Here is a 26,086-nt window from a genome sequence, read left to right on the forward strand (position 1 = left end):
TGAGTTTTAATAATGAGTCATGACTCAATATTAAGCTCTTTTAGCTTGCGGGTGAGTGTATTTCGTCCCCATCCGAGTATTTTCGCTGCATCCTGCTTGTGGCCATGGGTGTGTGCCAATGCTGACTCCAACAATATACGCTCAACACTCGGTAGTGCCTGTTGCAAAATGCCGTGTTGGCCACTGGCAATCGCATGTTTTGCCCATTGCGCCAATGCGTGCTGCCAGTCTTGCTCTTCGTTCTCAGCGAGGCGGATGGGCTGGTGAAGCAGCTCACGAGGTAAGTCGCTGGGTAAGACCTCATTGCTACTGGCCATGACGGTTAACCACCGGCAGGTATTTTCTAGCTGACGTACGTTTCCCGGCCAAGGTAGTTGGCTCATGATGGCCTTGGTATCTGGATGGAGCTGTTTGGCTTCGACGCCGAGCTCTTCCGCAGCGCGGGCGAGAAAATACTGACACAACTGAGGAATATCTTGGCGTCGGTCTTTAAGAGACGGTAAATGGACGCGAATGACATTCAGGCGGTGGAATAAGTCTTCTCGAAATGCGCCTTCGGCCACTAAGCGCTCTAAATCTTGGTGGGTGGCGGCGATGATCCGCACATCCACATCCACGGCGGCGTGACCACCGACGCGATAGAATTGTCCATCCGCCAGCACACGGAGCAAACGTGTTTGCACATCCAGTGGCATATCGCCAATTTCATCGAGGAACAACGTGCCGCCATTGGCTTGCTCAAACCGTCCTTGGCGCACCGAGTTTGCACCGGTAAAGGCGCCTTTTTCGTGGCCGAACAGTTCAGATTCAATCAAATCTTTGGGAATCGCGGCCATGTTGAGTGCGATAAAAGCATGGTTAGCGCGGGGGCTATGGCGGTGCAATGCTTGCGCCACTAACTCTTTCCCTGTGCCAGATTCGCCGTTAATCAAGACTGAAATCGATGAGCGAGACAGCCGGCCGATGGCGCGAAACACTTCTTGCATGGCGGGCGCCTCGCCAATGATTTCTGGCATGTCCGCTTGAGAAGGCTGGGTGGTTTGCTGCTTTTGCTGCTCTTTGCGATGTGCCAGTGCACGCTCGACTAAGGCTAGGGCTTCATCAATATCAAATGGCTTGGGCAGATACTCGAATGCGCCCTTTTTGTAAGCATTCACCGCGGCATCCAAATCTGAGTGTGCGGTCATAATGATCACGGGCAAATCCGGATGTTGCTCGTGAACACGATGGAGAAGGGCGAGCCCATCCGTGCCCGGCATGCGGATATCGGAGACCAACACATCGGGTGTTTGCTCTCGCAGCGCGCTTAACACACTGTCGGCATCACAAAATGTCTGGCACGCTAAATTGGCGGCGCTTAAGGTGCGCTCCATGACCCAACGAATGGAACTGTCATCATCAACAATCCAGATGGTTCCTTTACTCATGCGTGGTGTCCTTTTCAATAATCGGTAATTGGATGATAAAGCAGGTGTGCCCAGGCCAGCTATTGACCTCAATCTTTCCTTTATGCTGATCAATGAGGTGGTGAGTAATCGCAAGCCCGAGGCCATTTCCGTTCACTTTGCTGGTGACCATGGGGTAAAACAAGGTATCTTGCAGCTCGGGGCTGATGCCCGGCCCGTTATCGATAATCTCGATTTGTGCCACGACGCGATGACGCATGCCATGAATCACGGTTTGAAACCCTGTGCGTGTACGCAAGGTAATTTGTCCATCGGCTTGCTCGCGCACCGCGTCGGCAGCATTGGCCACCACGTTGAGAATCGCTTGCTCGAGTTGTTCGGGATCCATGTCAAAATCCGGCAAGCTAGGGTCGTAGTCGCGAATGATATCGACCGCGCCCTGCGTGTCGAGATTGACTAACTGACGGACCTTTTCCAGCACCACATGAATATTTTGCTTTTGTCGCAGCCCCGGACGCTGCGGGCCCAGTAGCCGGTCGACGAGATTACGCAGCCGGTCCGCTTGTTCAATGATGATTTGGGTGTATTCGGCCAAGCTCGCATCGGGCAACATTTTTTCCAGCAGCTGTGCCGCGCCACGTAAGCCACCGAGCGGGTTTTTTATTTCGTGCGCTAATCCTCGGACTAATTCTTTGGCCGCTTGTTGCTGTGCTTTTTGGGCGAGCTCTTTACTGATCCGTTGCTGCTGGCTGACCACATTGACTTCGAGCAGGATTTTCCCGCCGTCTGGATCATCAAATAGTGGACTCGCGCTAAGCTGAACTTTTTGTGGTTGGCCGTCGACCACCCAAGTCACATCACTGTCGGTCAAGCTCTGTCCGGCTTGTGTGGTACTGACGATATGTGACCAATCCACACTGGCATGTTGAAGCTGTTCTGTGAGCGGTTGGTTAACTAAACGGCGGACACTTTGGTGCATCAGCTGCTCAGCGGCTGCATTGGCGTACAAAATACGCCATTGTGTGTCGACCACGACAATGGCCGTTAGCAGATGATCGAACAGTTGCCCTGGCATCATGTGCGGCTGAATCCTTGTTTGCACTACAATGGTGCATTGAGTGTAATCAAACTCTGTACACCGTGCAGCCCCCGTCAGTGGCTTTGTGAACTCAACCGGTTGTCATCAGGCGATAACCGCCTCACTAGTGCGTCTGACGCGACGGTTGATTGAGATGTGCACGGTGCAAAAAGAAACGATGAACGGGAGATGATGCAATAACCTTGCCGTTTTCAATGTATTGAACTTGCACCGTGTGAGTGCCCCGATCGACCGGCTCGATATGCCAATGCAAAGTTCGCTGATCTTGCTGTGTGGTTTGCTGGGGGGAAAGCGCTACCTTTGCACCATCGAGGAGCAATACTACCGACTCTGTGGCTGCATGGGCGGGACGGACTGATGCCGAGACTGTGAGCTTGCCGGGATTGCTGCGCAAGGTCGCGCCTTCTACAGGGTGAGTGAGTGAGAGCGCCACCGCGACGTCCGGCTCGGCTGAGGAGGCAGGCGTCAGGTTTGATGAAGGCGAGACAGGCGGCGTGGATGGCGTAAAGGATGTCACCGTATGCTCAGTGACCGACATCTCGCCAACCGGCCGCGTATCACTGAGATGCAAAACCCCTTGCGCATCGGTCCATTGATAGACGCTGGTGGCTGCACAAGGCAGTGTGATAAGCAACCAAATTACGAGAAGCCATTTCATGTTTGTTGTGCCTTGTCACGGTAAAACACTGAGTGTAAAACGGCAGTAGGCGGGCTCAAGCATAAAAAAGCCCACCTGCGAGGTGGGCCGTAATTTCTGTTGGTGGGCGCTTTACACTGAGTAGTAAAGTTCGAACTCAACAGGGTGCGTGGTCATTTGGATGCGCTCCACGTCACCGGCTTTTAGGCCAATGTAAGAGTCGATAAAGTCATCCGAGAACACGCCACCAGCCGTCAAGAATTCACGATCGGCGTCAAGGGCTTGCAAGGCTTCTTTCAAAGACTCGGCAACGGTTGGAATTTCTGCCGCTTCCTCTGCGGGTAAGTCGTACAAGTCTTTATCCATCGCATCGCCTGGATGGATCTTGTTTTTAATCCCGTCAAGACCAGCCATCAGCATCGCAGCAAAGCACAGGTATGGGTTCGCAGACGGATCGCCAAAGCGGACTTCGATACGACGTGCTTTCGGGCTCGGCACCACCGGAATACGGATGGACGCAGAACGGTTACGTGCGGAGTAAGCCAGCATGACAGGCGCTTCAAAACCAGGAACCAGACGCTTGTACGAGTTGGTCGAAGCGTTGGCAAAGGCGTTGATGGCACGCGCATGCTTGATGATACCGCCAATGTAATAAAGGGCGGTTTCGGATAGGCCACCGTACTTGTCACCGGCAAACAGGTTTTGACCGTCTTTCGCGAGTGATTGGTGTACGTGCATGCCCGAGCCGTTATCACCAACCAGTGGCTTTGGCATAAAGGTCGCGGTTTTACCAAAGGCGTGGGCGACGTTATGCACGACATACTTGTAGATCTGAATTTCGTCCGCTTTGGTGGTCAGGGTATTAAAGCGGGTTGCGATCTCGTTTTGTCCTGCAGTTGCCACTTCGTGGTGGTGCGCCTCAACCACGAGGCCCATTTCTTCCATCACTAATGACATGGCAGAGCGGATATCTTGTGATGAATCCACAGGGGCAACTGGGAAGTAGCCGCCTTTTACGCCTGGACGGTGGCCTTTGTTACCGCCTTCCAACGCCGAGCCTGAGTTCCAGCTCGCTTCGACATCATCAATTTTATAGAAAGAGCCGGCCATATCGGTGGCGAATTTCACGTCATCGAACAAGAAAAACTCTGGTTCAGGACCGATCAGGACAGTATCAGCAATGCCAGTTGCGCGCATGTAGTCTTCGGCGCGCTTCGCAATCGAGCGAGGGTCACGCTCGTAGCCTTGCATGGTTGAGGGCTCGAGAATATCACAGCGAATGTTGAGCGTGCTTTCTTCGGTAAATGGGTCCAGCACGGCTGAGCTTGGGTCAGGCATCATGATCATGTCTGATTCGTTGATGCCTTTCCAACCGGCGACGGATGAGCCATCAAACATTTTGCCTTCTTCGAAAAAGTCAGCATCGATTTGGTGTGAAGGAATAGAGACATGCTGCTCTTTACCCTTGGTATCGGTAAAGCGCAGATCGATGAATTTCACCTCGTTCTCTTGGATCAATGCGAGCACGTTTTCTACTGACATGTGAAATAACCTCCGGTGTCAAAATAAAAGGGTAAGCTGGGTTTGCTCCTTGCACAGTACAAAGCGAAAACTGTGCCAACAATTTTAAACGAGCTAATTGCCCCATTGACGGGCAACGCGACGAGTAATGGGAACCGAAACACTGTCTGTATGCACCATTATTGTGCATCAATGCATTGCTATGGTGCAAATAACTTGGCAGTGGTGTTGGATTCGTACGACAGCCGTGCAGCCCTCGAAGTTATAGCAGACAAATGGCGGTGAGAGTGTGGTTTGCCTTTAAAAATTCATCTTGGTCTTTTTCTCACTGAGCCGTTGTATTTGCTTAATAATTCACCAGTGTGAACACAAGAGTCCGTCATTGTCTTTGCGCTGATTCACATATTTAGGTGGGTTTTGCGACAAAATCTGGTACATTACGGCCGTTTTTTTAATCAGGTGGCGGCACCGTCGTGGTAGGTGTGTTTAACCCAAGGTTCGGCGCGCGCCCCCGTCTATCGAGTGAAAAGAGAGTCCATGACCAACTTACAGACTGATAAATTGAGAAATATCGCCATTATTGCCCACGTTGACCACGGTAAAACCACGCTAGTGGATAAGCTGCTGCAGCAGTCCGGCACGCTAGCAACCCGCGGTGAAGTGGAAGAGCGTGTCATGGACTCGAACGACATTGAGAAAGAGCGTGGCATCACCATTTTGGCGAAAAACACCGCCATTAATTGGAATGACTACCGTATCAACATCGTCGATACTCCAGGACACGCCGACTTCGGTGGTGAAGTAGAGCGTATCATGTCGATGGTTGACTCTGTGTTGCTCGTGGTTGATGCGGTTGACGGCCCAATGCCACAAACGCGTTTCGTCACCCAAAAAGCGTTCGCACACGGTCTGAAGCCAATTTTGGTTATCAACAAAATTGACCGCCCTGGTGCGCGTCCTGACTGGGTGATGGATCAGGTATTCGATCTGTTTGATACCTTGGGTGCGACCGACGAGCAGCTAGATTTCCAAGTGGTTTACGCCTCTGCACTAAACGGTTGGGCGAGCCTAGATGAAGCCACCGAAGGCGAGAACATGGAACCGCTGTTCAATGCGATCGTTGATAACGTTGCAGCGCCGGATGTTGACATCAACAGCCCATTCCAAATGCAAGTCTCTCAGCTGGACTATAACTCTTACAAAGGCGTTATCGGTGTTGGCCGTATTACTCGCGGCTCAGTGAAGCCTAACCAACAGGTGACCATTGTTAGCGCCGACGGCAGCAAACGTAATGGTAAAGTAGGTGGCGTACTGGGCTACTTGGGCCTTGAGCGTAACGACGTTGAGCAGGCGACAGCGGGTGACATCATTGCTATCACCGGTCTTGGCGAGCTGAAAATTTCAGATACCATCTGCGATCCAAGCAATGCAGAAGCGCTGCCAGCGTTGACCGTCGATGAGCCAACGGTAACCATGACTTTCCAAGTGAACACCTCGCCATTTGCGGGTCTGGAAGGTAAATACGTTACGTCGCGTAACATTCTTGAGCGTCTGCAAAAAGAATTGGTACACAACGTTGCACTGCGCGTTGAAGAAACGGATAACCCAGATAAGTTCCGCGTATCTGGTCGTGGTGAACTGCACCTGTCTATCCTCATCGAAAACATGCGTCGTGAAGGCTACGAGCTTGCGGTATCACGTCCAGAAGTGATCATCAAAGAAGAAGATGGTCAAAAACTGGAACCGTTTGAAACCGTGACCATTGACGTACTGGAAGAGCACCAAGGCGGCGTGATGGAGAACATCGGTCTGCGTAAAGGTGAATTAACCAATATGTTGCCTGACGGCAAAGGCCGTGTCCGTATGGACTTTATGATGCCGTCTCGTGGCCTGATTGGCTTCCAGACTGAGTTTTTGACCCTGACCTCGGGCTCTGGCTTGATTTATCACACGTTTGACCACTACGGCCCATTTAAAGGCGGTGATATCGGTCAACGTGTTAACGGCGTACTGATCTCTAACGCAGCGGGTAAAGCACTGACTTATGCTCTGTTTAACTTGCAAGAGCGTGGTCGTCTGTTTGCTGAGCACGGTGATGAAGTGTACGAAGGTCAAATCATCGGTATTCACAACCGTTCTAACGATCTGACCGTTAACTGCTTGAAAGGCAAGCAGCTGACCAACGTGCGTGCGTCTGGTACCGATGATGCACAGGTACTGACACCTGCCATCAAGTTTACCCTTGAGCAAGCGCTTGAGTTTATCGATGACGATGAGCTGGTGGAAGTGACACCAGAAAGCATCCGTATTCGTAAGAAGTTACTGACTGAAACTGAGCGTAAGCGTGCAGGCCGTAAAGGCTAAATCGTGAATGCGAAGCGTCAAAAAGGCACCCTCGGGTGCCTTTTTTTGTGCCTATGGATTAATTAAGGGTTTGAATAAACCGATCGGATGCTTGAATGGCACGCTGCATATCGGCAATAGCGCGATCGATATCGCCGGCGAGATTTTTGAATTCGCCTTGGAGTGCACCGATGGCGCGTGCATTCAGATTGTGTTTCAGATATAAGCGGTTATCTTGCAGCGTATTTAGCACGGGTGTCATGGTGCGTTCGGCGCGTTGCATGGCATCATACAAGCGCTGATACTCGGCTTGTGTGGCTCGCAAACGCTGGGCACTCTCGCGTTTGAGGCGTGGATTGGTGTATAGCGCCAGCTCCTCGTCCCACTCGGAAAATAAGGCCTGCGCCACAGCGTCCAAGGCATCAATGCGGTCACGCACCTGAGTCACTGCTGCTTCGCTTTTTTGATAGTGCTTATTGACCGTATCGTAAGCCGCTTGTAACTCGCCGCCATCAAACTGCGTCAATGCGGTCAATGCTTCAAGCGCGTCGTTAAACTGGGTTTGTGCCTCTTGCTGCGCACTGGCGGCATCTTCAACACGATCGACCATGATATCGCGCTTATGAACGCCGACTTGCTCCATCGCGGCGTAATAGGCAGACTGACAGCCGGTTAGCAGGGTTAAACTGGTCAAAAATAGTAGCACGGCCCGCACAGGCAACTCCTTGGTTATAAATCATGTACACTGAATAAGCGTAAGGCTAACACAAGGTTAGGAACAAGGTATGCTCGATAATCCGCTGCGTGACATGCCCTCGTGGCAATGCTCACGTGACTGGCTACAGGCCATGGTTCGTCATTTGTGGCAACGAATGGGAGAAGATAGGCTCACTGTGAGTGCCGGCTATATGGCTTATGTCACCTTGTTGTCCTTGGTCCCGCTTGTCACTGTGGTGCTGTCTGCGTTCTCGAGTTTTCCCGGCTTTTCGCAAGTAGGCGAAACACTGCAGCAATTTGTGATCAATAATTTCGTCCCAGCGGCGGGCGAAATCGTCGCGCATTACCTCAATGAGTTTGTTGCCAATGCGGGCAAGATGACCGCGGTGGGGGTCAGCTTCTTGTTCGTGGTCGCCATTATGCTCATTTCTGCCATTGATAAAAGTTTGAACCACACCTTTAAGATTAAGACCAAGCGACCAATGATGATCGCCTTTTCAATTTACTGGATGGTGCTGACACTGGGCCCTATCTTGATTGGTACCAGTATTGCTTTGAGCTCGTATTTGACGTCGCTATCGCTCTTACAAAGCGGTGTCGCCAGTGATTTATTTACTACATTGCTGCGTGGATTACCCTTTGTATTAACCACGCTCACGTTTATGGGACTGTATACGCTGGTGCCGAATACCCGAGTGCGATTACGCCATGCGTTAGTGGGCGCGGCAGCTGCCAGCATTTTGTTTGAATTGAGCAAAAAAGTGTTCGCGTTGTACGTCACGCACTTTCCTTCCTATCAGCTGATATACGGTGCACTGGCCGTGGTGCCGATTTTATTTGTTTGGGTGTATTTTAGTTGGTGCATCGTGTTGTTTGGTGCGCAAGTGACAGCCACCTTGCATGAGTCAGCACTGTGGCGTCCCCAAGGGGATGCGGCGTCGCAAGACACACCTGTCCCTGCTGTGATTGAAAATGAAGACAATAAGGAGCGTTATGATCGCCTTAATTCAACGCGTGAGTGAAGCGAACGTCACGGTTGAGGGCAATACCCTCGGCACCATCGGCAAAGGGCTGGTGGTGCTATTAGGCGTAGAAAAAGGGGATACCGATGCGCAGGCTGCCAAACTGGCGCACAAAGTCACTGGCTATCGGGTATTTGAAGACGATGCCGGCAAAATGAACCTCAATGTTGCTCAGGCTGGAGGCGAGCTGCTGGTGGTTTCGCAGTTCACCCTTGCAGCGGATACTAAAAAAGGGATGCGGCCGAGCTTTTCAGGCGCGGCGCCGGAAGAGGCGGCGCGTTTGTACGATTTGTTTTGTGATCACTGTCGCCAAGCGGGGCTTCAGACCCAAACTGGGCAGTTCGCCGCAGACATGAAAGTGAGTTTGGTCAATGATGGACCGGTCACATTTTGGCTTCAGGTTTAACCAGCCTAACAGGGAGAGACAGGCATGTTCCGAATGGTGACGCCACAAACAGAGCAAGATCTGGCGCGTTATTACGATTTTCGTTATCGCATGCTACGCGAGCCTTGGCATGCCCCGCGTGGCTCTGAGCGCGACGCATATGACGTGAGTGCCTGCCATCGAATGATTGTCGATGGCAATGGCGAGCCTGTAGCGATTGGCCGGTTGTATCTGACCCCAGATAACGACGGTCAAATCCGTTATATGGCGGTTTCACCGGACTATCGCAGCCGAGGTCTGGGCGCGTTGGTGCTGATGGCGTTAGAGTCCTTAGCGCGCCAAGAAGGGGCCAAGCGCTTAGTCTGTAATGCGCGTGAGGACGCGGTCAGTTTTTACGCCAAGCATGAATTCATTAGCCAAGGTGAGTTGAGTGATGAGCGTGGCCCTATCCGACACCAACAAATGGTGAAGCATTTAGACCCACTGTCGGATGTGGTGCGTCGCCCTGAATGGTGCGCTGAGCTACAAAGGCGTTGGCAGCACCAGATCCCCATTAGTGACAAAATGGGGGTCAAAATCAATCAATTTACCGGTTATCGCTTCGAAGTGTGCGCTAACCTCAATGCCAACTTAAACCCGCATCACACCATGTTTGCAGGCAGCATTTTCAGTCTTGCCACGCTCGCTGGTTGGGGCATGGTGTGGTTGCTGATGAAAGAGCGCCAGTTGAGTGCTGATATTGTGCTCGCAGACAGCCATATTCGCTATCGTCGTCCGGTGGCAGAGCGTCCCCGCGCCAGCGTGTCTTTAGACAGTTTAAGCGGCGATCTAGACCGACTCGAAAACGGTCGTCGAGCGCGGGTGACGCTAGAAGTGGCGTTTTTCAGTGGTGACGAACAGGCTGGGGTGTTCACGGGCACTTATGTTTTACTGCCATCGGATGATGCGGCAACCACGCAACCGGCCCCGCAACTGGCTCTGCTGCGTTAGCGCTTTATTCGCCGACGTTAGGCTCTGTCGCTTGATAAATCGGCCAGCGAAGTGACAGGGTTTGCTCGCCGCTGAGCGTGGCGCGAATGTCACCGCGATCGGCATTGAGCGTCAGCGATGCAAAGGGTAGCGGAACTAGGTGGCTTTCCACAGGTGGGGCAGCCTCTCCTTTCAACCAGTGTGCAAGCCGAATAGACCATGGCTCGTCCACAGATGGGTCTGTTTGCGCCGCTGCGCTGTCGAGGAAAGTCACGGCTAATTGACCGTTCAACCCCACCTTAAAGCTGTGTGCGTCTCCTGCCAATCCTGACCATTGCCCCTCAATATCGTGAAAGCCCTCTAGCGGCAATGGCCATTCAAACCAAGCATGGTAAATGGACAAGGGAATTTGCAAACCGTCAACGGACAGCGACCAAGGTAGGCTTGGTGCGGCGAGATTGATCTGTCCAGATAGCGCCAGTTGGCCATCGGGAAACCCCAACAATAATTGGTGTAGCTGAAGCTTGCGATCATGAGCCTCAAGACGCAGGTAGGGCTCTGCGAGCCACTGCTGGTTAATACTTGCATGGTTGGCGCTGGCTGTGATGAGACCATTGACCAGCTCGCCGTCGCGGATCTCAAGAGACTGGCCATCCACATCAATACCACTGATTTTGGTGGCAAAGTCAGGGGATAAGTTGAGCCACTCGTTATGCTTTAACTGTAAACTGGTGATGCTCAGTTGGGTCGGTATACCGGGTAACAGGGCTTGAATGGGAGCAAGTTCTTGGCGAGAGAGGGTTAAACCGTTGGCTTGAAAACGGTCTATTTGCCAATTGTTCTGGGCGAATTGGCCAGACACAGCAAAAAAGCCCTCCTGCAATTGGCTGGTGAGCTGATTGACGATCACTGTGTTATCTCGCCACTCGATATCGCCCAGCGGTTGTTCCCAAGTTTGGCCTTGCCAGCGTAGATAATCGGCGTTGAATGACAATCGCATCGCCGGTTGATACCACCAAGGCGCGTCGGGTGCGAAACGAAGATTTTGTGCCGAGAAGGTTAACTGGTTCACCGACAGGGGATGCGTTTCTGCGCTGAGTTGCCTTACGTCGGCACGGGCGACAGTTAACACGGTATCGCGAGGCCAAGCCGCGAGTGCTTGTGCGAGCGTCTGGCGGGTTTGCTCGCTATCAATCACCGCATCGCTGATGGTGAGTTGCTCGAGCGCGAGGGTACCGGGTTGCCAATGGCCTTGCGCACTGATTGCAGCGCGTTGCCACTGCATCGAGGCGCCTAGAATGTCCCACCCTTGGTCGCTCGGTTTCGCATCCAGGAGTAACTGGGTTAAGGCGATACCTTGTCCGTTAAGCGATCCTATTTCCCATTGTGCTCGTCCTTTCACTGTGCCATAGGCTTGGGCGCCTTTTTGCCAGTTATCGAGTTGTGCTCGCACATTGGTGGCGTGCCAATGCGGCGTGCGCAGGGTGACATCACTCAGTAGCACTCGACCAATAGTTAGCCCTTGAGGTAATTCCCGCAAAGGGTTGGCGTCCAGCGCATTAAGGTCAATATCCATACCATCAATGCGTAGCCAAGCAATGTGTGGAAAGGTGGCGGGGTCTATATAAAGTTGTAGTTTATCCGCATGCCAATCGGTTTGGGAGGCTTGATAATCCGGTTGAATCAATGTCAGTTGCAGCGGTGAGCGCCAGTGATACCCCACTTGTGCCGCGGTGAGTTTACCGGGTAACAGGGTCTGGGAGAGGGTATTAAAGACAGGTGTGCTGTAACGGGTATGCAAAAGCACCACAACCACGAAAAGCGCGGTGACAATCAGGATGATCAAGCTGGCAATCAGTTTGGCCAGGATGCGCATGGGCAAATCCTATCGGAGCGAGAAACGGTGACGATGAATGGATTAAGACTGGCGCAAAAGTGGCCTAAATTCAACTGCTAGGCAAAAAGTACGCCCCATATTGCTATGGGGCGTAAGTGGGATGATTTAGTCGAGCTGAGGCCCGGCTGAAACCAAAGCAGCCCCTTCTGGGGTGTCGGTATACTTGTCGAAATTATCGATAAAGCGTTGGGCAAGGTCCTTCGCTTTGCTTTCCCACTGGAGTGGATCGACATAGGTGTCACGCGGGTCAAGGATGCCATCGTTGACCTCGTCGAGTGAGACGGGCACGGTGAGATTGAAGATAGGAATCGTCTTCGTTTCTGCTTTCTCAATCGAACCGTCTAAGATAGCGTCAATAATGGCGCGGGTATCTTTAATCGAAATACGCTTGCCTGAGCCGTTCCAACCAGTGTTCACTAGGTAGGCTTCTGCACCTGCCGCTTCCATGCGTTTGACCAGCACTTCTGCATACTTGGTTGGGTGCAAGGTCAAGAATGCGGCCCCGAAAGCAGCTGAGAAAGTCGGTGTCGGCTCGGTAATACCACGCTCAGTGCCGGCCAGTTTCGCGGTAAAGCCAGACAGGAAGTGATACTTGGTCTGCTCAGGCGTCAGTTTAGACACCGGCGGTAGCACACCAAACGCATCCGCGGAGAGGAAGATCACCTTGTTGGCATGTCCGCCTTTCGACACGGGCTTAACGATATTATCGATGTGATAAATCGGGTAAGACACTCGGGTGTTTTCGGTTTTGGAGTTATCGTCAAAGTCGATACGGCCATCACCGCGTACAGTGACGTTTTCAAGCAGCGCATCGCGGCGAATGGCATTGTAAATATCGGGCTCTGCTTCTTTGGACAGCTTAATGGTTTTTGCATAGCAGCCGCCTTCAAAGTTAAACACACCATGATCGTCCCAGCCGTGTTCGTCGTCGCCAATCAGCTGACGCTTCGGATCGGTGGAGAGGGTTGTTTTACCCGTGCCAGATAAGCCGAAGAAAATCGCGACGTCGCCGTCTTTGCCCATATTTGCCGAGCAGTGCATGGACGCGATGTCTTGCAAAGGCAAGAAATAATTCATCATCGCAAACATGCCTTTTTTCATCTCGCCGCCGTACCATGTCCCGCCGATAAGCTGCATGCGCTCGGTGAGGTTGAAGACCGTGAAGTTTTCTGAGTTCAAACCCTGCTCGCGCCATTTATTGTTGACGCATTTAGCTCCGTTCATGACCACAAAGTCGGGCTCAAAGTGTTTTAGCTCTTCATCGGTAGGACGGATAAACATGTTTTTCACAAAGTGCGCTTGCCACGCCACTTCGGTGATCACACGGATCCGTAAACGCGTGTTAGGGTTGGCACCGCAGTAGCCATCAATCACAAACAGACGTTTGCCAGAGAGTTGCTGGGTGACTAAGGCTTTTAAATCTTTCCAAACGGCGTGATCAATCGGCTTGTTATCGTTTTTCCCTTGATCGGACCACCACACGGTATCGCGGGTGGTGTCATCACGCACAATGTATTTATCTTTTGGTGAACGGCCAGTAAAAATACCGGTATCCACCGCCACAGCGCCGAGCTCAGTCACCACGCCTTTTTCGTAGCCTTCCAGCCCAGGTTTGGTTTCTTCCTCGAACAGCTGTTCATAAGAGGGATTGCGAATGACTTCTTTGACATTTTCCAGACCATGACGGGAAAGATCGATGCCGGCGACTTCGGATTCGACGTTCAGGACAGTCATAGGTGCTCCTTGGGGTAAGATGTTGTTAACTGTCTTTATGCTAGCAACCTGAATAGTGCCATTCAGGGAGTTACTGCAAAAAATTACCGCACGCACACTAGGGCTATTTTGATTGTAGGGTACTGACCACCAGGTGACGTGACTCCCTCTATGGTAACGCTTAGTTAAACGTTTGCGCTACCCACAGAGCTCTTATTGTTTGTACAAAATTAATGCGTAAAAAAATGTGAGATGTGTCCGAGGAGACCAAGAAAAAAGCCAGCTTGATGCTGGCTTTTGAACTAAGTTGGGTTTCTTTGTTTTATGCAACTAAATATGTAGCACGTTTTTCACTGCATTTGTGACGATGAATCGGCATTCTGCTCAAAGATGGCTGCGACATCGACGCTGTCAAACGCATAATCACTGCCGCAATAATCACAGTGCAAACGAATTGTGCCCATTTCTGCAATCATTTTATCGATTTCGCTGCGCTCAATCGCGGCGATCGCTTGTGCGCTGCGCTCGCGTGAGCAGCTGCATTTAAAGCATACTGACTGAGGATCGAAAACGGTGACGCTTTCTTGGTGATATAGACGATAAAGGACATCTTTTGCGTCAAGGCCAAATAATTCATCATTTTTAACGGTTTCAGTCAGCTTCGCCAAATGGTCAAAGTCGTTATCGTCCCCTTTGCCGTCAGGTAGCACTTGCAGCATCATTCCAGCCGCGTGGCGTTTGCCTTCAAACTCACCGGTGCGCAACCAAAGTCGCGTTTCCAGTTGCTCTGAACGCGCAAAGTAGTCTTCAAGGCAGCCTTGCAGATGATCCGAGTCTAAGCCCACAATGCCTTGATAGCGTTCGCCGTCGACTGGTTCGATGGTGATAATGAGCTGCCCCTTACCGAGCATTTCAGGTAGAGTTGCATCGGCTTTGATGTCGCCTTTCAGGCGTGCGGTACCGCGCAGTTGCTGCTGGTGGTCACCATTGATCACCGCCAGTGATACCGGACCGTCGCCTTGTAGTTGCACGGTAATCGAGCCTTCAAATTTTAAGGTGGCAGTGAGTAAGCTGGTGGCGACAAGCATCTCCCCCAGTAGCGCTTGGACGGGCGCAGGGTAGTCTTGGTTTTCCAAGATGCGTTGATAGGTTTCATCGAGCTTGACCAGCTCACCACGCACAGACACATCTTTAAATAGGTAACGGTGTAGTTGATCGTTTGACATGCAATCTCTCTCCGGCTTAGGGCCTGGTTAGTGGGATCGGCCTTACTCTATGCCTTGTTTAAACTTACGAATATCTCGGCGTTGTTTCTTATCCGGCCGGCTTTCTGGGCGCGGATTGTGTGCGTGTAAGCGACGCATTTCCGTGTTGTGCTCACGCTGTTTGATACTGTCTTGGGTTTCTTGATACAGCGTCTGCGCAATCGGCGCACCCTGACGCTGCTCTGATAATTCTAATACAGTAATGGTTTTTTCTTCGTGTCCTTGCCGAAGTCGGATCTCAGCACCTACTTCAACCATTTTGCTAGGTTTGGCGCGCTGGCCATTATAATGCACCTTACCGCCGTCAATCATGTTGCGTGCGATTGACCGTGTTTTGTAGAACCGTGCGGCCCATAGCCACTTGTCTAGCCTGACTGCCGTCAAGGGCGCCGATGCGTGTGTTTTCATGACTCAACTCCTGCGCAATCCGGATGGGCGACATTAGCACAAAAATTCCTTTAGAGCAGTATCACAACGTCGAGGTACAATCTGACCTAAATGTGTTGGCTTGGTTAGGATGTGGGGTTACGACAAAAATGAAAATTATCTCAATATCACATCGTGTTTTTGCTAGTATGCCCAGCTTTTCGTAATCTAATGATGGAACTTGATGGTAAAAAAAGCCATCAATGGACACTCGGTGACTCAATTTGGTTTGGAAGGGATGATGCGTAAGGCAGGACGCCAGCATGGCACGTTCACTGTGTCACCGCAGCAGGTGGCACGACTGGCGACGTGGCTAAACATTTTACTGTTCCTCGTTCTGGCATGGTTGGCTGGGCGAATGGTGTGGGCGTTTTATGCGCCTGCACCCGCACCTGTATTGTCCGTAGCAAGCCAGTCGGCGTCGTCCTCTCGCGCTGCGACGGATCCTTTTTCGTTGGCTCCTATCGTCAATGCCCAGCTGTTTGGTCGCTATCAAGCAGCCGCTCAACCCACGCAACACGCAGTAACCAATGTCCCTGAAACCCGGCTACGCCTAACTTTGGTTGGGGTGGTGGCCAGTACCGATCCTAAGCGTGCATTGGCCGTGATCGCGAACGGCGGTCGTCAAGTGACTTACGGTGTGGGTGAGCAGGTGAAAGGGACCCAAGTCAGTGTCGATCAAGTCTTATCCGATCGGGTGATATTACGCCAAGGGTCAAGACGCGAAGCGCTCCTTATGCCAGGGGTCGATGCAGATAGTACACCGCAGACCGTTTTTTCCTCCCCTACTGATGCGTCGACGCCCCCAAAGTCGATGGCGACCAAGCGGCAGACCAGCCCTGACTGGCCTGCCGACTTAGCGCAGCAGCTTAGCCAGAACCCGCAACGCTTATTTGACTTTGTGCAGCTGTCACAAGTGCGCGAAGGCGATCAAATAAAGGGCTTTCGCCTCACTCCGGGACGCAATCCAATCTTTTTTGAGCAATCCGGCTTACAGGCAGGGGATATTGCTGTCGCTATCAATGGCCTGACGTTAAGTCAGTCCGCAGCACTGCCTGATATTCTAGGACGCATTCAACAACAGGGATCGCTTGACTTGGTTATCGAGCGACAAGGACAACAACATGACATCTCGATTCAACTTTAATCCACAGCATTCGCCGTCAGCGGCAATAGGAGTGTGACGTGAAGGTCAAACAACGACTGATCCCCTATCTGATGGCCGCGAGCCTTCTCTTTTCTGGTATCCCAGCCGGTGCCGCTGAGTTTAGTGCCTCTTTTAAGGGCACAGATATTCAGGAGTTTATTGAGATCGTTGGCCGCAATCTCGAAAAAACCATCATTGTTGATCCCTCGGTTCGTGGCACCATCAATGTCCGCAGTTACGATACCCTGACTGATGAACAGTACTACCAGTTTTTCTTAAACGTACTCGAAGTGTATGGCTTTGCCGTGGTCGAGATGGAAAATGGTGTCGTTAAAGTGGTCCGCGACAAAGATGCCAAAACCTCACCGGTACCTGTGGTCGGTGAAAACGATAGTGTGGTGGGAGATGAAGTTGTCACTCGCGTAGTCGCGGTAAAAAATGTGTCGGTACGTGAGCTATCCCCTTTGTTGCGTCAGCTTATTAACAATGCGGGAGCGGGTAACGTAGTCCACTACGATCCGGCTAATGTGATCATGATTACTGGGCGTGCAGCGGTCGTGAATCGCTTGACCGATATTATCCGTCGTGTGGACCAAGCCGGTGATAAAGAGGTAGAAGTGGTGCGTTTAGATCACGCCTCTGCCGCAGAAATGGTACGGATTGTTGAAGCGTTAAACGAGCGAGATAACGCCAATAATGCCCCCGATCTCCTTAAACCACGCTTTGTCGCTGATGAGCGCTTAAACGCCGTTTTGGTCTCAGGTGAACCTAAGGTACGCGAACGAGTGAAAAAGCTGATCAGACAGCTTGATCAGGAAATGGCGACCACAGGTAATAGCCGAGTCATTTACCTGCGCTACGCCAAAGCGGAAGATGTGGTAGATGTTCTTCAAGGTGTGTCAGATAACTTACTGAAAGAAAAAGAAGAGAAGAGTAAACCGGGTGCCCAAAAGCAAGCGGTACAAATTTCTTCGCACCAAGGCACCAACTCGTTGGTGATCACTGCGCCGCCCGATATCCTCAAAACCTTGGAAAGTGTGATCTCTCAGCTGGATATTCGTCGTGCGCAAGTACTGATTGAAGCACTAATCGTAGAGATGTCAGAGTCTGATGGCGCCAATTTAGGCATCCAGTGGGGCTCGCTTGAAAATGGTGGCATTCAGTTCACCAATACAGGAGTTGGTGTATCGAGTTATCTCGGTGGATTAGAGGCGACCAAAGACAGGACACGTACCGAAACGCGGATCATTGACGGTGAAGAAAAAACTGTTGAAATCAAAGAGTCAGGTGATTACTCCGCGCTCAATGAAGTTTTAGGTGGATTAAATGGTATTGCCGCCGGGGTCATTATGGGAGATTGGACCGCGTTGGTGACTGCGGTGGCCTCGAATAACGAATCCAATATCCTTTCGTCACCCAACCTGATGGTGCTGGATAATCAAGAAGCGTCGTTTATTGTCGGTGAGGAAGTCCCTGTGATTACCGGTTCACGGACCGGTTCGAATAACGATAACCCGTTCCAAACCGTTGAGCGTAAAGATGTGGGTATCAAGCTAAAAGTTACCCCACAAATCAATGAAGGTTCTGCGGTTCTCTTGGATATTGAGCAAGAGGTGTCAAATGTCTTGGGGGCCAGTGGCGCCGTGGATGTGCGCTTTGGTAAACGCCAATTAAACACGTCAGTGATGGTGGGCGATCAGCAAATGATTGTGCTCAGCGGTTTGATTGATGAGCGTACTGTAGAAAGTGAGTCCAAAGTACCGTTATTGGGAGATATTCCGGTGTTGGGTCATCTGTTCAAATCCACTTCTACGGGGACAGAAAAGAAAAACCTGATGCTGTTTATCAAGCCCACCATTATTCGTACCGGCTTAACCGCAGATGGTGTGACACAGCGTAAGTATAACTACATCCGTGCCGAACAACTGCTGCGCGCACAAGATGGGGTCAAATTGATGCCAGATGCGCAAAAGCCTGTATTACCTGATTATAAGAGTGATGCGGTGATGCCGGCCGAAGTACGTGCATTACAAGCGGAGCTAGCAGGATGACGGATCGAACGGTCGCACTCGCGAACGAGCCAGAAAACAAATGGCAGTTACCGTTTGGTTTTGCGCGTCGTCACGGGGTGCTAATTCAGACTGATGCCTCGCAGGCACGGCTATTGTGTTTGCCGTCGGTAACCCCTGAGACCTTGGTGGAAGTGCAACGGTTATGGGGTGCGTGCTTAGTGCCAGAAACCGTGGATGAGGCCTATTTTGAGCAGCAATTGACGGTGCTCTATCAGCGAGACAGTGCGGATGCGCAGCAGCTGATGGCTGACATTGGCGCCGATGCAGACAGTGATGATTTCTTCTCATTGGCTGAAGAGTTGCCGCAGAGCGAGGATTTGCTTGAGTCCGAGGACGATGCCCCTATCATCAAGCTGATTAATGCCATGCTGGGTGAAGCGATCAAGGAAAGTGCCTCGGATATCCATATCGAAACCTTTGAGCATGCATTGTCGATCCGTTTTCGTGTCGATGGGGTGTTGCGCGAAGTCTTATCGCCGAGCCGCAAGTTAGCCCCCTTGCTGGTATCACGTGTCAAAGTGATGGCCAAACTCGATATTGCCGAAAAGCGCGTGCCACAAGATGGACGCATCTCGGTCCGCATCGGCGGTCGCGCCGTCGATGTACGGGTATCGACTATGCCGTCCTCTCACGGTGAGCGTGTGGTGATGCGTTTGCTCGATAAAAACGCGGTACAACTCGACTTGGCTCAGTTGGGGATGGTGCCTGAATTGCACGAGAACTTCCGTCATCTTATTCATAAACCGCATGGGATCTTACTGGTCACGGGTCCAACGGGGTCGGGGAAATCGACCACGCTATATGCGGGCTTACAAACCATTAACAGTGAAGATCGCAATATTCTCACGGTGGAAGATCCGATCGAATTTGATCTTCCCGGTATCGGGCAGACCCAAGTTAATCCTAAGGTCGATATGACCTTTGCGCGAGGGTTGCGTGCCATGCTGCGTCAAGATCCTGACGTGGTTATGGTGGGGGAAATCCGCGACTTAGAAACTGCTCAAATCGCCGTGCAAGCATCTCTCACTGGTCACTTGGTGATGTCGACTTTACACACCAATACCGCCATTGGGGCGGTAACACGTTTGCGCGATATGGGCATCGAGCCCTTTTTGCTTTCCTCCTCCTTGCTTGGCGTGCTAGCACAGCGCTTGGTTCGCACCCTTTGCAGCGATTGCCGTATCCCTTATCAAGCCGATGCTAGCCAGCAGCAATTGTTTGTGGATGTGGGGCTGGCTCAGCCTGGCGATAACGTCACCTTGTATAAAGCGGGGGGCTGTTCGCGTTGTCACCACAAAGGTTACAAGGGCCGAACGGGGATTCATGAACTACTGACGGTCGACGAGAAGGTGCAAGCACTGATTCATCACGATGCGGGTGAGCACGCCATTGAACAAACGGTGCGCGCACAGAGTCCGAGTATCCGCTACGACGGACTGGCCAAAGTGCTACAAGGAAAAACCACGCTTGAAGAAGTGATGCGAGTCACCAAGGAGACCTGATGGCGGCGTTTGATTACCAAGCTTTAGATACGCGAGGGCGTAAACGCAAAGGTGTGATTGAAGCGGATACGCCTCGACAGGCCCGGCAGCAGCTCCGTGACAAAGGGCTGACGCCATTGGTGGTCAATGCGACCACACGTAAGCGTAGCCAGCAAAAGGCCGAGACGTCGCGGCCTTTATTTTCATCTCGCAACCGCGGTATTAGCACCCAAGAGCTGTCATTGATCACGCGTCAATTGGCGACCTTGATTGAGGCTGCGATGCCACTGGAAGAGTGTTTACGGGCGGTGGCGGAGCAAGCCGAGAAGCCGCGTATTGGCAGTATGATGACCAGTGTGCGCGCGCGGGTGATGGAAGGCTATACCCTTGCTGATGCGCTCGCCGATTATCCGCAAGTGTTTGATGAACTGTACCGTGCCATGATTGCGGCGGGCGAAAAAGCCGGTCATTTGGGCACGGTGCTGGAGCGATTGGCGGACTATGTGGAAAATCGTCAGCGCATTCAATCAACCCTACTACAAGCGATGCTTTATCCCGCCATTTTGACGTTTTTCTCTGTGGTGATTGTCGCCTTTTTGTTGGCGACAGTGGTGCCTGACATCGTCGGCCAGTTTGTTCAAACCGGCCAATCCTTACCCGCATCGACACAGTTTCTCCTCAACGCCAGTGATTTTATTACTCAATGGGGAATTTGGGTCGTGGGTGGCCTTGTCTTACTCAGTGCGGGAATACGTACATTGCTGAAGGACAAGCAACGGCGACTGGCATGGGACAAACAAAAGTTGTCGTTACCGGTCTTGGGGCGTGTTGCACGTGGCCTCAACACATCGCGCTTTGCACGTACTCTCGCGATTTGTACCGCCAGTGCGATCCCGCTTTTGGATGGCATGAAGGTCGCCGCACAGGTGATTACCAACCAGTATGTGCGTACCCGAGTGCTCGAGGCTGCGGATAAAGTGCGAGAAGGTGCCAGCTTGCGAGTGGCGCTGGATCAATCTGGGCTTTTTCCGCCCATGATGTTGCATATGATTGCCAGCGGTGAACGCAGCGGGGAACTTGAACCCATGCTCACACGGGCGGCCGATAACCAAGATAAAGATTTTGAGGCGCAGGTGAACGTGGCATTAGGTGTGTTTGGGCCGCTGATGATCGTGCTCATGGCAGGTCTGGTGCTCTTTATTGTCGTCGCCACTTTGATGCCAATTATTGCCATGAACAACATGGTGGGGTTGTGATTTTATGATAATAAACAAGGAGAACAAGATGCGTCGTCAACAAGGTTTTACGCTTCTCGAGGTGATGGTCGTGGTGGTCATCATTGGTTTGCTAGCCAGCTTTGTCGCCCCGAACTTATTGGGCAACAAAGATAAAGCGGCAGTGAAAAAGGCGATCGCAGATGTCAGCGCACTCGAAAATGCGCTGGATATGTACAAACTGGACAACAACCAGTACCCCACCACTGACCAAGGACTTGATGCACTTGTGACCAAGCCACAAAGTGAGCCCGTGCCACGGAACTATCCGGCACAAGGTTATATCAAGCGTTTGCCTAAAGACCCTTGGAACAATGACTATCGCTATGTGAGCCCAGGTGAGCATGGTGTGATTGATGTGTTCTCGCTAGGCGCGGACGGGCAAGAAGGCGGTGAAGGGATCAATCAAGATATTGGTAACTGGAACCTGAACGAGCTGCAATAACATGCGTCAGGCGGCGGGCTTCACGTTACTCGAAATCCTGTTGGTGGTGGTGATTATTGCCGTCAGCGCTTCAGGCGTGGTGATGGTGTGGCCCGAGCCTGTTGATACCCGGACCGAGCAAGCCGGCCAAGCTTTGTATCAACGCATTAAGTTGTGGGCAGAGCAAAGTTGGCTGGAAGGGCAGACTTACGGGGTGCGGATCAACAACCATGATTATCAATTGCTGAAGTTAGGCGAAGAAAACTGGCAAACGGTGAGCAGTGATCGTTGGGCAACCCAAGGGACCTTGCCTGAACAAAGCCGCTTTGCGTTGAGTATGGATGGCTTTGGTTGGCAGCAGCAGGACCGGTTATTTGAAGACAAACCGCTGTTCGAAAACATGTTTGAAGAAGACGGTGAAACCGCCGTGGCGCCCCCTCAGATTTGGCTATTACCGAATGGCGAAATCACTCCCTTTACGCTCACCATCGAAACCGACGGTCGTGCCATGTGGCAATTAAAGGCCAATGAACTGGCGCAATTTCGCTGGCAACGGGCCGAGGAGGATGGATGATGCCTAAGACCCAACATGGGATGACGTTACTGGAAGTGCTAGTTGCAGTGGCCATTTTTGCGGTAGCCGCGCTCAGTGTGATGAAAGCTACTGGGCAGCATACCCGCTCACTAAGTCGCCTTGAGCAAAAAACCTTGGCGGCGATGGTGGCTGACAATCAGTTGGCTGAGGTAGTGCTGAGCGGCAAGGTGCCCGACAAAGCCACCCAAGGCACCACGGAGATGGCGGGGCAGCGCTGGCAGTGGCAGTTGACGCCGATTGCGACTAACACGGGACCACTGCGAGCGGTGGATCTCGCCGTTGCAGCGGCAGAATCGACAGACAATCCACTGGTAACCGTGAGGACCTATGTCGCCACGCGCTGAAAAGGGGTTTACCTTACTCGAAGTGTTGCTGGCGCTGGTGGTCTTCGCCAGCATTAGCCTGACTGCGTATCAAGTACTACAGACGGTGCAGCGCAGTGACGAGCAATCGCGCCAAGTGGGAGAAACGCTGCAACAATTACAGCGTGCACTCGTGATCATGGACAGTGATTTTCGCCAAATGGCCGCGCGACGCCAGCGTATGGATGGCCAAGCCCCTAGTGAGCAATTACTGACTGCAGGTAAAGAGGTACTGGGCGGAGATGCTATGGGCGTGCGCTTTACCCGTACCGGTTGGATTAACCCCCAGTATCGTTTTCCGCGTAGCGAAGTGGTGGCAGTGGGTTATCGCCAACGAGATGGTAAGTTGGAGCGGTTACGTTGGCGCTATCCGGATCAAGCGGCAGGTGAACAACCGGCGGTGATGACATTGCTGGACGATATTGATGATCTCACCTTCCGCTTTAACGTGAAGGGAAGTTGGCAGAGCAGCTTTGATATCCCTCACGCACTGCCCGATGCCATTCAATTGCGTTTTACCCATCCTCGCTATGGCCAGCTAGTACGGACTTATTTATTGGCTGGGCAAACGCTGCCTGCGGCGCTACAGCGGGAGGCAGAATGAGTCGTCAACGTGGTACAGCGTTATTGATAGTGATGTTGATTATGGCGTTAATGACAGCGATAGCCGGTAGCATGGCATCGCGGTTATTCACCAATTACAACCGCGCTGAAAATCAGCTTCATTTTCAGCAAGCATATTGGTACGGCATGGCCGTCGAAGGGCTTGCCGCAGCGGTGCTGCGAGACAGTTTATCTGGTAGTGAAACGGTGAATTTAAGTCAAAGTTGGGCCGAGAAAGAGCGCAGCTTTCCGCTAGAAGGTGGCACAGTAAGTGGTCACTTACGGGATGCGCAAGCCTGTTTTAATTTGAATAGTTTGCAGCTGCGAGGCGCGACCCTAGGCAGTGCGGTGCCCTATGAAGTGATGGTACTCAGAGCCTTGGTCGGCAGCGGGGTTGATGATGACTACCAAGCGGATGTGATTGCCCAATCTACGCGAGACTTTGTGGATGAAAACAATCAACTGGACCAGTCGCTCGGGGCCGAAGATGCCCACTATGAGAGTTTACGTCCTCCCTATGTGACGGCCGATGCCGTGTTGGCCGATCGTAGCGAGTGGCGTGCGGTCAAAGGAGTCAATGCGCAGGTCTTTATGCGTTTATCCGCTCAGGTTTGTGCGATCCCCAGTGCGGAGCTGAAAGTTAATGTCAATACACTGACGGATAAGCAGGCGCCTTTGCTGGCGGCGCTGTTTACCCCTGCACTGTCGATAGAACAAGCTAAACAGGTGATCGCCCAGCGCCCTGATGCTGGGTGGAAAAATGTCGACGCCTTTATGGCGGTGTTAAACCTGAGTGAATTCGATGACAAAGCCCGTGAGCAGGTGATCCCACATCTCACGGTGACCAGCGAGTTTTTTTTATTACAGGCCGATGTGACCGTGGCGTCTGCCCAACGTCACATTCAGGCGTTATTGCACTATCAAGACGATGGCACCACAACCGTGGTGCGTCGTCGCTTTGGAGGAATGCGTGAGCGAGCGACTGATAATAAGGATCAGTGATGCCAGCCAGCCGATCTTTTGGGCCCAGGTGCGTGTGAGTGACAATCAGGTCACCGCGACCGGTGAATGCGATCATCTGTCAGCCTTGACGGAGCAAGCGCAAACGCGGCGTGTGGTGATCTTAGTGGATAGCACTTGGGTGACCCTCAGGTCGGTGACCTTGCCGCCCGGCTCTCGGCGTCAGCGCGATAAAGTGGTGCCTTACTTACTTGAAGAGGCATTGGCCGATGATGTGGACAGGGTACACGTCAGTATTTTGAGTGTCGCGGGCAGTCTTGCCCACGTAGCGGTGGTGGCCCACGACAAAATGCAAGCCTGGCAGCAAGCGCTGACGGATGCAGATATCCATGCGCGGCAATGGTTACCCGATGTGCTGTGTTTGCCGTGGCAGACAAACCATTTGACGGTAGCGCCACTGGGTGAGCAATGGCTGTGTCGGCATCATGACAGTCAAGGTGTGGTGGGATCGCGTGACTGGCTTCGTTTCTGGGCGCACGCGTGGCGAGCTCAACAACATAAGGCGCTGGAACAGGATCCGGTGGACGCAGATAACGAGGACAAGGCCCCGTCACTCACCTTACATGGATATTGTCCGTCCCATCTTGACCTTGATTGGCCAGTCAGTGGACTGGATGAGGCGGAGGCTAAGTGGCATCCCTGTGACACCGTGATAGGGCTGTTGGCGACACAAAGTCATACTCTGTCTGCGAACTTGCTAACCGGACCTTATCGGCCACAAAGCCAGACTAAGCAAACGCTCAAACCTTTATTGCCTGCCGCCTGTTTAGTGTTAGCCATTAGCGCCTTATTGGGCGTTGAACAATGGCTGACGATTCGTGATACCCAGCAGCAGGCTCAAGCGCTACGCGCACAGAGCGAGTCTGTTTTTCGCCAAACGTTGCCACAGTACCAGCGCATCCCGACGCAATCGTACATGGTTCGACAGATGGATGCGGAAATTGCGCGTCTTGAAGGACAGCAACACAATGCTGCGCTTTTGCCTTGGTTAGCGAAATTAGCGCCGATGCTAGAAAAAACGCCCGGTATTCACCTGCAAGCGTTACGTTATCAAGCAGCACGTGAAGTCTTAGTGATCCGAGCCTCCGGCAGCGATTTTGCCCAGTTTGAGCGACTGCGCGGCTTGCTAAGCGAACACTATACGACTGAGCTTGGGCAGCTCAACCGTAATGGTGACAGCGTAAGTGGTGAGTTTACCTTGAGGAGCGAATCATGATGAGTCAGTTAAAAGCACGCTGGCAATCGCTCAGTGAACGTGAGCAGCGTTTATTGATGGTGGCTGCACTGGTGATGCTGCTCAGTGTTTTGTACTGGGGGATCATTGCGCCGATTCAAGCCGAGGCGAACAATGCCCGAGCAGCGCTCACGAGTGAGAGACGTTTGCTGAGTGATGTACAGCAAAAGCATCAGCAAATTGTTCAGTTGCGCGCACAGTCAGGTGCAAGCAGTCGCGCACCAACCAGCAGTAATCAGCCATTAAACCAAGTGGTGGCGGCCAGCGCAGGGGAGTTTAGTGTCACCATTACCCGCTTGCAGCCCGGTGAGGCGAGTGTCCAATTGGGTGTCGAGCCTTTGCCATTTAACCAACTTTTGCGTTGGCTCGACCAACTCGCTCGTTTACATGGCATTCAGGTCGTGCGTCTTGATACGGAAATGACAGATAACGCTGGGGTTGTGAAGGTTAATCGCCTGCAATTAGAACGATAGT

General features: G+C 52.2%; 24 protein-coding genes. 15 read left to right on the forward strand and 9 right to left on the reverse strand.

The annotated features are described in order from the left end of the window. Positions 1 to 17: 17 nt before the first annotated feature. The 4 genes from glnG to glnA all read right to left on the reverse strand — a co-directional run bounded on the left by glnG (position 18) and on the right by glnA (position 4,684). Positions 18 to 1,427: a nitrogen regulation protein NR(I) gene (glnG, locus tag BZG82_RS09550; RefSeq protein ID WP_077765716.1), complete on the reverse strand. Its 1,410-nt coding sequence runs from the start codon at positions 1,425 to 1,427 to the stop codon at positions 18 to 20. Then, the gene (gene glnL, locus BZG82_RS09555; RefSeq protein WP_069591252.1) at positions 1,420 to 2,484 is read right to left on the reverse strand and encodes a nitrogen regulation protein NR(II); all 1,065 of its coding nucleotides are present in this window, start codon (positions 2,482 to 2,484) and stop codon (positions 1,420 to 1,422) included. The genes glnG and glnL overlap by 8 nt, the downstream gene beginning before the upstream one ends. A 124-nt stretch (positions 2,485 to 2,608) precedes the next feature. Further along, a complete protein-coding gene (locus tag BZG82_RS09560) occupies positions 2,609 to 3,163 on the reverse strand; it encodes a DUF4124 domain-containing protein (RefSeq protein ID WP_077765717.1) in 555 nt (184 codons plus the stop codon). A 111-nt stretch (positions 3,164 to 3,274) separates the two neighbouring features. Further along, positions 3,275 to 4,684, reverse strand: coding sequence for a glutamate--ammonia ligase (glnA, locus tag BZG82_RS09565; RefSeq protein WP_069591248.1), 1,410 nt, complete (start codon positions 4,682 to 4,684; stop codon positions 3,275 to 3,277). 516 nt (positions 4,685 to 5,200) lie between these two features. Between glnA and typA the strand changes: the two genes are divergently transcribed. Then, the gene (typA, locus tag BZG82_RS09570; RefSeq protein ID WP_077455753.1) at positions 5,201 to 7,027 is read left to right on the forward strand and encodes a translational GTPase TypA; all 1,827 of its coding nucleotides are present in this window, start codon (positions 5,201 to 5,203) and stop codon (positions 7,025 to 7,027) included. A 58-nt stretch (positions 7,028 to 7,085) separates the two neighbouring features. On the opposite strand, the gene BZG82_RS09575 is transcribed toward typA, so the two are convergent. After that, positions 7,086 to 7,721, reverse strand: a complete 636-nt coding sequence (locus BZG82_RS09575; RefSeq protein ID WP_077480055.1) for a DUF2959 domain-containing protein — start codon at positions 7,719 to 7,721, stop codon at positions 7,086 to 7,088. A gap of 70 nt (positions 7,722 to 7,791) precedes the next feature. On the opposite strand from BZG82_RS09575, the gene BZG82_RS09580 reads away from it, so the two are divergent. The 3 genes from BZG82_RS09580 to BZG82_RS09590 are packed head-to-tail and all read left to right on the forward strand — an operon-like array spanning position 7,792 to position 10,120. After that, positions 7,792 to 8,745: a virulence factor BrkB family protein gene (locus BZG82_RS09580; protein ID WP_077765718.1), complete on the forward strand. Its 954-nt coding sequence runs from the start codon at positions 7,792 to 7,794 to the stop codon at positions 8,743 to 8,745. Beyond that, positions 8,717 to 9,151, forward strand: coding sequence for a D-aminoacyl-tRNA deacylase (gene dtd / locus BZG82_RS09585; RefSeq protein ID WP_069591243.1), 435 nt, complete (start codon positions 8,717 to 8,719; stop codon positions 9,149 to 9,151). The genes BZG82_RS09580 and dtd overlap by 29 nt, the downstream gene beginning before the upstream one ends. A 24-nt stretch (positions 9,152 to 9,175) precedes the next feature. After that, a complete protein-coding gene (locus BZG82_RS09590; RefSeq protein ID WP_077480053.1) occupies positions 9,176 to 10,120 on the forward strand; it encodes a bifunctional GNAT family N-acetyltransferase/hotdog fold thioesterase in 945 nt (314 codons plus the stop codon). Positions 10,121 to 10,124: 4 nt separating this feature from the next. Here the strand turns inward: BZG82_RS09590 and BZG82_RS09595 are convergent, their stop codons facing one another. From BZG82_RS09595 to hslR, 4 genes are all read right to left on the reverse strand, one after another. Continuing rightward, a complete protein-coding gene (locus BZG82_RS09595; RefSeq protein WP_077765719.1) occupies positions 10,125 to 11,975 on the reverse strand; it encodes an AsmA family protein in 1,851 nt (616 codons plus the stop codon). 126 nt (positions 11,976 to 12,101) lie between these two features. Next, entirely contained in the window at positions 12,102 to 13,730 is a 1,629-nt protein-coding gene (gene pckA, locus BZG82_RS09600) for a phosphoenolpyruvate carboxykinase (ATP) (RefSeq protein ID WP_077765720.1), read from the reverse strand. Between the two features lie 329 nt (positions 13,731 to 14,059). Further along, positions 14,060 to 14,935 (reverse strand): Hsp33 family molecular chaperone HslO, encoded by an 876-nt coding sequence (gene hslO / locus BZG82_RS09605; RefSeq protein ID WP_077480050.1) that lies wholly within the window; start codon positions 14,933 to 14,935, stop codon positions 14,060 to 14,062. Between the two features lie 42 nt (positions 14,936 to 14,977). After that, positions 14,978 to 15,382, reverse strand: coding sequence for a ribosome-associated heat shock protein Hsp15 (gene hslR, locus BZG82_RS09610; RefSeq protein WP_077455747.1), 405 nt, complete (start codon positions 15,380 to 15,382; stop codon positions 14,978 to 14,980). Between the two features lie 202 nt (positions 15,383 to 15,584). On the opposite strand from hslR, the gene gspC reads away from it, so the two are divergent. The 11 genes from gspC (at position 15,585) to BZG82_RS09665 (ending at position 26,085) form a co-directional block, all read left to right on the forward strand. Beyond that, entirely contained in the window at positions 15,585 to 16,547 is a 963-nt protein-coding gene (gspC, locus tag BZG82_RS09615) for a type II secretion system protein GspC (RefSeq protein WP_077678138.1), read from the forward strand. A gap of 71 nt (positions 16,548 to 16,618) precedes the next feature. Continuing rightward, positions 16,619 to 18,598: a type II secretion system secretin GspD gene (gspD, locus tag BZG82_RS09620; RefSeq protein WP_077765730.1), complete on the forward strand. Its 1,980-nt coding sequence runs from the start codon at positions 16,619 to 16,621 to the stop codon at positions 18,596 to 18,598. Continuing rightward, positions 18,595 to 20,121: a type II secretion system ATPase GspE gene (gene gspE, locus BZG82_RS09625; RefSeq protein ID WP_077765721.1), complete on the forward strand. Its 1,527-nt coding sequence runs from the start codon at positions 18,595 to 18,597 to the stop codon at positions 20,119 to 20,121. Before gspD ends, gspE begins: the two co-directional genes overlap by 4 nt. Then, positions 20,121 to 21,356 carry a type II secretion system inner membrane protein GspF gene (gspF, locus tag BZG82_RS09630; RefSeq protein WP_077663212.1) on the forward strand — a complete coding sequence of 412 codons (1,236 nt, stop codon included), beginning with the start codon at positions 20,121 to 20,123 and terminating at the stop codon, positions 21,354 to 21,356. The genes gspE and gspF overlap by 1 nt, the downstream gene beginning before the upstream one ends. A gap of 4 nt (positions 21,357 to 21,360) precedes the next feature. After that, a complete protein-coding gene (gspG, locus tag BZG82_RS09635) occupies positions 21,361 to 21,819 on the forward strand; it encodes a type II secretion system major pseudopilin GspG (RefSeq protein WP_077480046.1) in 459 nt (152 codons plus the stop codon). A 1-nt stretch (position 21,820) separates the two neighbouring features. After that, positions 21,821 to 22,372: a type II secretion system minor pseudopilin GspH gene (gene gspH, locus BZG82_RS09640; RefSeq protein WP_069591229.1), complete on the forward strand. Its 552-nt coding sequence runs from the start codon at positions 21,821 to 21,823 to the stop codon at positions 22,370 to 22,372. Further along, positions 22,372 to 22,737, forward strand: coding sequence for a type II secretion system minor pseudopilin GspI (gspI, locus tag BZG82_RS09645; RefSeq protein ID WP_069591266.1), 366 nt, complete (start codon positions 22,372 to 22,374; stop codon positions 22,735 to 22,737). Before gspH ends, gspI begins: the two co-directional genes overlap by 1 nt. Continuing rightward, on the forward strand, positions 22,721 to 23,359 hold the full coding sequence (gene gspJ / locus BZG82_RS09650; RefSeq protein ID WP_077765722.1) for a type II secretion system minor pseudopilin GspJ: 639 nt from the start codon (positions 22,721 to 22,723) through the stop codon (positions 23,357 to 23,359). Before gspI ends, gspJ begins: the two co-directional genes overlap by 17 nt. Further along, positions 23,356 to 24,360 carry a type II secretion system minor pseudopilin GspK gene (gene gspK, locus BZG82_RS09655; protein WP_077765723.1) on the forward strand — a complete coding sequence of 335 codons (1,005 nt, stop codon included), beginning with the start codon at positions 23,356 to 23,358 and terminating at the stop codon, positions 24,358 to 24,360. The genes gspJ and gspK overlap by 4 nt, the downstream gene beginning before the upstream one ends. Then, positions 24,329 to 25,594 carry a type II secretion system protein GspL gene (gene gspL, locus BZG82_RS09660; protein ID WP_158075997.1) on the forward strand — a complete coding sequence of 422 codons (1,266 nt, stop codon included), beginning with the start codon at positions 24,329 to 24,331 and terminating at the stop codon, positions 25,592 to 25,594. The genes gspK and gspL overlap by 32 nt, the downstream gene beginning before the upstream one ends. Further along, positions 25,591 to 26,085, forward strand: a complete 495-nt coding sequence (locus BZG82_RS09665; protein WP_077663208.1) for a type II secretion system protein M — start codon at positions 25,591 to 25,593, stop codon at positions 26,083 to 26,085. Before gspL ends, BZG82_RS09665 begins: the two co-directional genes overlap by 4 nt. Position 26,086: the final 1 nt, after the last annotated feature.

This window comes from Salinivibrio sp. PR5 (genome assembly GCF_001996085.1).
GTDB classification, from domain to species: Bacteria; Pseudomonadota; Gammaproteobacteria; order Enterobacterales; family Vibrionaceae; genus Salinivibrio; species Salinivibrio proteolyticus.

What these genes read in the sequence shown, in the direction of transcription:
- BZG82_RS09560 (WP_077765717.1), bottom strand. Translation starts at nt 3,163, where the DNA reads ATGAAATGGCTTCTCGTAATTTGGTTGCTTATCACACTGCCTTGTGCA.
- hslO (WP_077480050.1), bottom strand. Translation starts at nt 14,935, where the DNA reads ATGTCAAACGATCAACTACACCGTTACCTATTTAAAGATGTGTCTGTG.
- gspH (WP_069591229.1), top strand. Translation starts at nt 21,821, where the DNA reads ATGCGTCAGGCGGCGGGCTTCACGTTACTCGAAATCCTGTTGGTGGTG.
- BZG82_RS09590 (WP_077480053.1), top strand. Translation starts at nt 9,176, where the DNA reads ATGTTCCGAATGGTGACGCCACAAACAGAGCAAGATCTGGCGCGTTAT.
- gspD (WP_077765730.1), top strand. Translation starts at nt 16,619, where the DNA reads ATGGCCGCGAGCCTTCTCTTTTCTGGTATCCCAGCCGGTGCCGCTGAG.
- hslR (WP_077455747.1), bottom strand. Translation starts at nt 15,382, where the DNA reads ATGAAAACACACGCATCGGCGCCCTTGACGGCAGTCAGGCTAGACAAG.
- gspK (WP_077765723.1), top strand. Translation starts at nt 23,356, where the DNA reads ATGAGTCGTCAACGTGGTACAGCGTTATTGATAGTGATGTTGATTATG.
- pckA (WP_077765720.1), bottom strand. Translation starts at nt 13,730, where the DNA reads ATGACTGTCCTGAACGTCGAATCCGAAGTCGCCGGCATCGATCTTTCC.
- BZG82_RS09595 (WP_077765719.1), bottom strand. Translation starts at nt 11,975, where the DNA reads ATGCGCATCCTGGCCAAACTGATTGCCAGCTTGATCATCCTGATTGTC.
- gspI (WP_069591266.1), top strand. Translation starts at nt 22,372, where the DNA reads ATGCCTAAGACCCAACATGGGATGACGTTACTGGAAGTGCTAGTTGCA.
- dtd (WP_069591243.1), top strand. Translation starts at nt 8,717, where the DNA reads ATGATCGCCTTAATTCAACGCGTGAGTGAAGCGAACGTCACGGTTGAG.
- glnG (WP_077765716.1), bottom strand. Translation starts at nt 1,427, where the DNA reads ATGAGTAAAGGAACCATCTGGATTGTTGATGATGACAGTTCCATTCGT.
- typA (WP_077455753.1), top strand. Translation starts at nt 5,201, where the DNA reads ATGACCAACTTACAGACTGATAAATTGAGAAATATCGCCATTATTGCC.
- gspF (WP_077663212.1), top strand. Translation starts at nt 20,121, where the DNA reads ATGGCGGCGTTTGATTACCAAGCTTTAGATACGCGAGGGCGTAAACGC.
- gspG (WP_077480046.1), top strand. Translation starts at nt 21,361, where the DNA reads ATGATAATAAACAAGGAGAACAAGATGCGTCGTCAACAAGGTTTTACG.
- gspE (WP_077765721.1), top strand. Translation starts at nt 18,595, where the DNA reads ATGACGGATCGAACGGTCGCACTCGCGAACGAGCCAGAAAACAAATGG.
- gspJ (WP_077765722.1), top strand. Translation starts at nt 22,721, where the DNA reads ATGTCGCCACGCGCTGAAAAGGGGTTTACCTTACTCGAAGTGTTGCTG.
- BZG82_RS09665 (WP_077663208.1), top strand. Translation starts at nt 25,591, where the DNA reads ATGATGAGTCAGTTAAAAGCACGCTGGCAATCGCTCAGTGAACGTGAG.
- glnL (WP_069591252.1), bottom strand. Translation starts at nt 2,484, where the DNA reads ATGATGCCAGGGCAACTGTTCGATCATCTGCTAACGGCCATTGTCGTG.
- BZG82_RS09580 (WP_077765718.1), top strand. Translation starts at nt 7,792, where the DNA reads ATGCTCGATAATCCGCTGCGTGACATGCCCTCGTGGCAATGCTCACGT.
- glnA (WP_069591248.1), bottom strand. Translation starts at nt 4,684, where the DNA reads ATGTCAGTAGAAAACGTGCTCGCATTGATCCAAGAGAACGAGGTGAAA.
- gspC (WP_077678138.1), top strand. Translation starts at nt 15,585, where the DNA reads ATGGTAAAAAAAGCCATCAATGGACACTCGGTGACTCAATTTGGTTTG.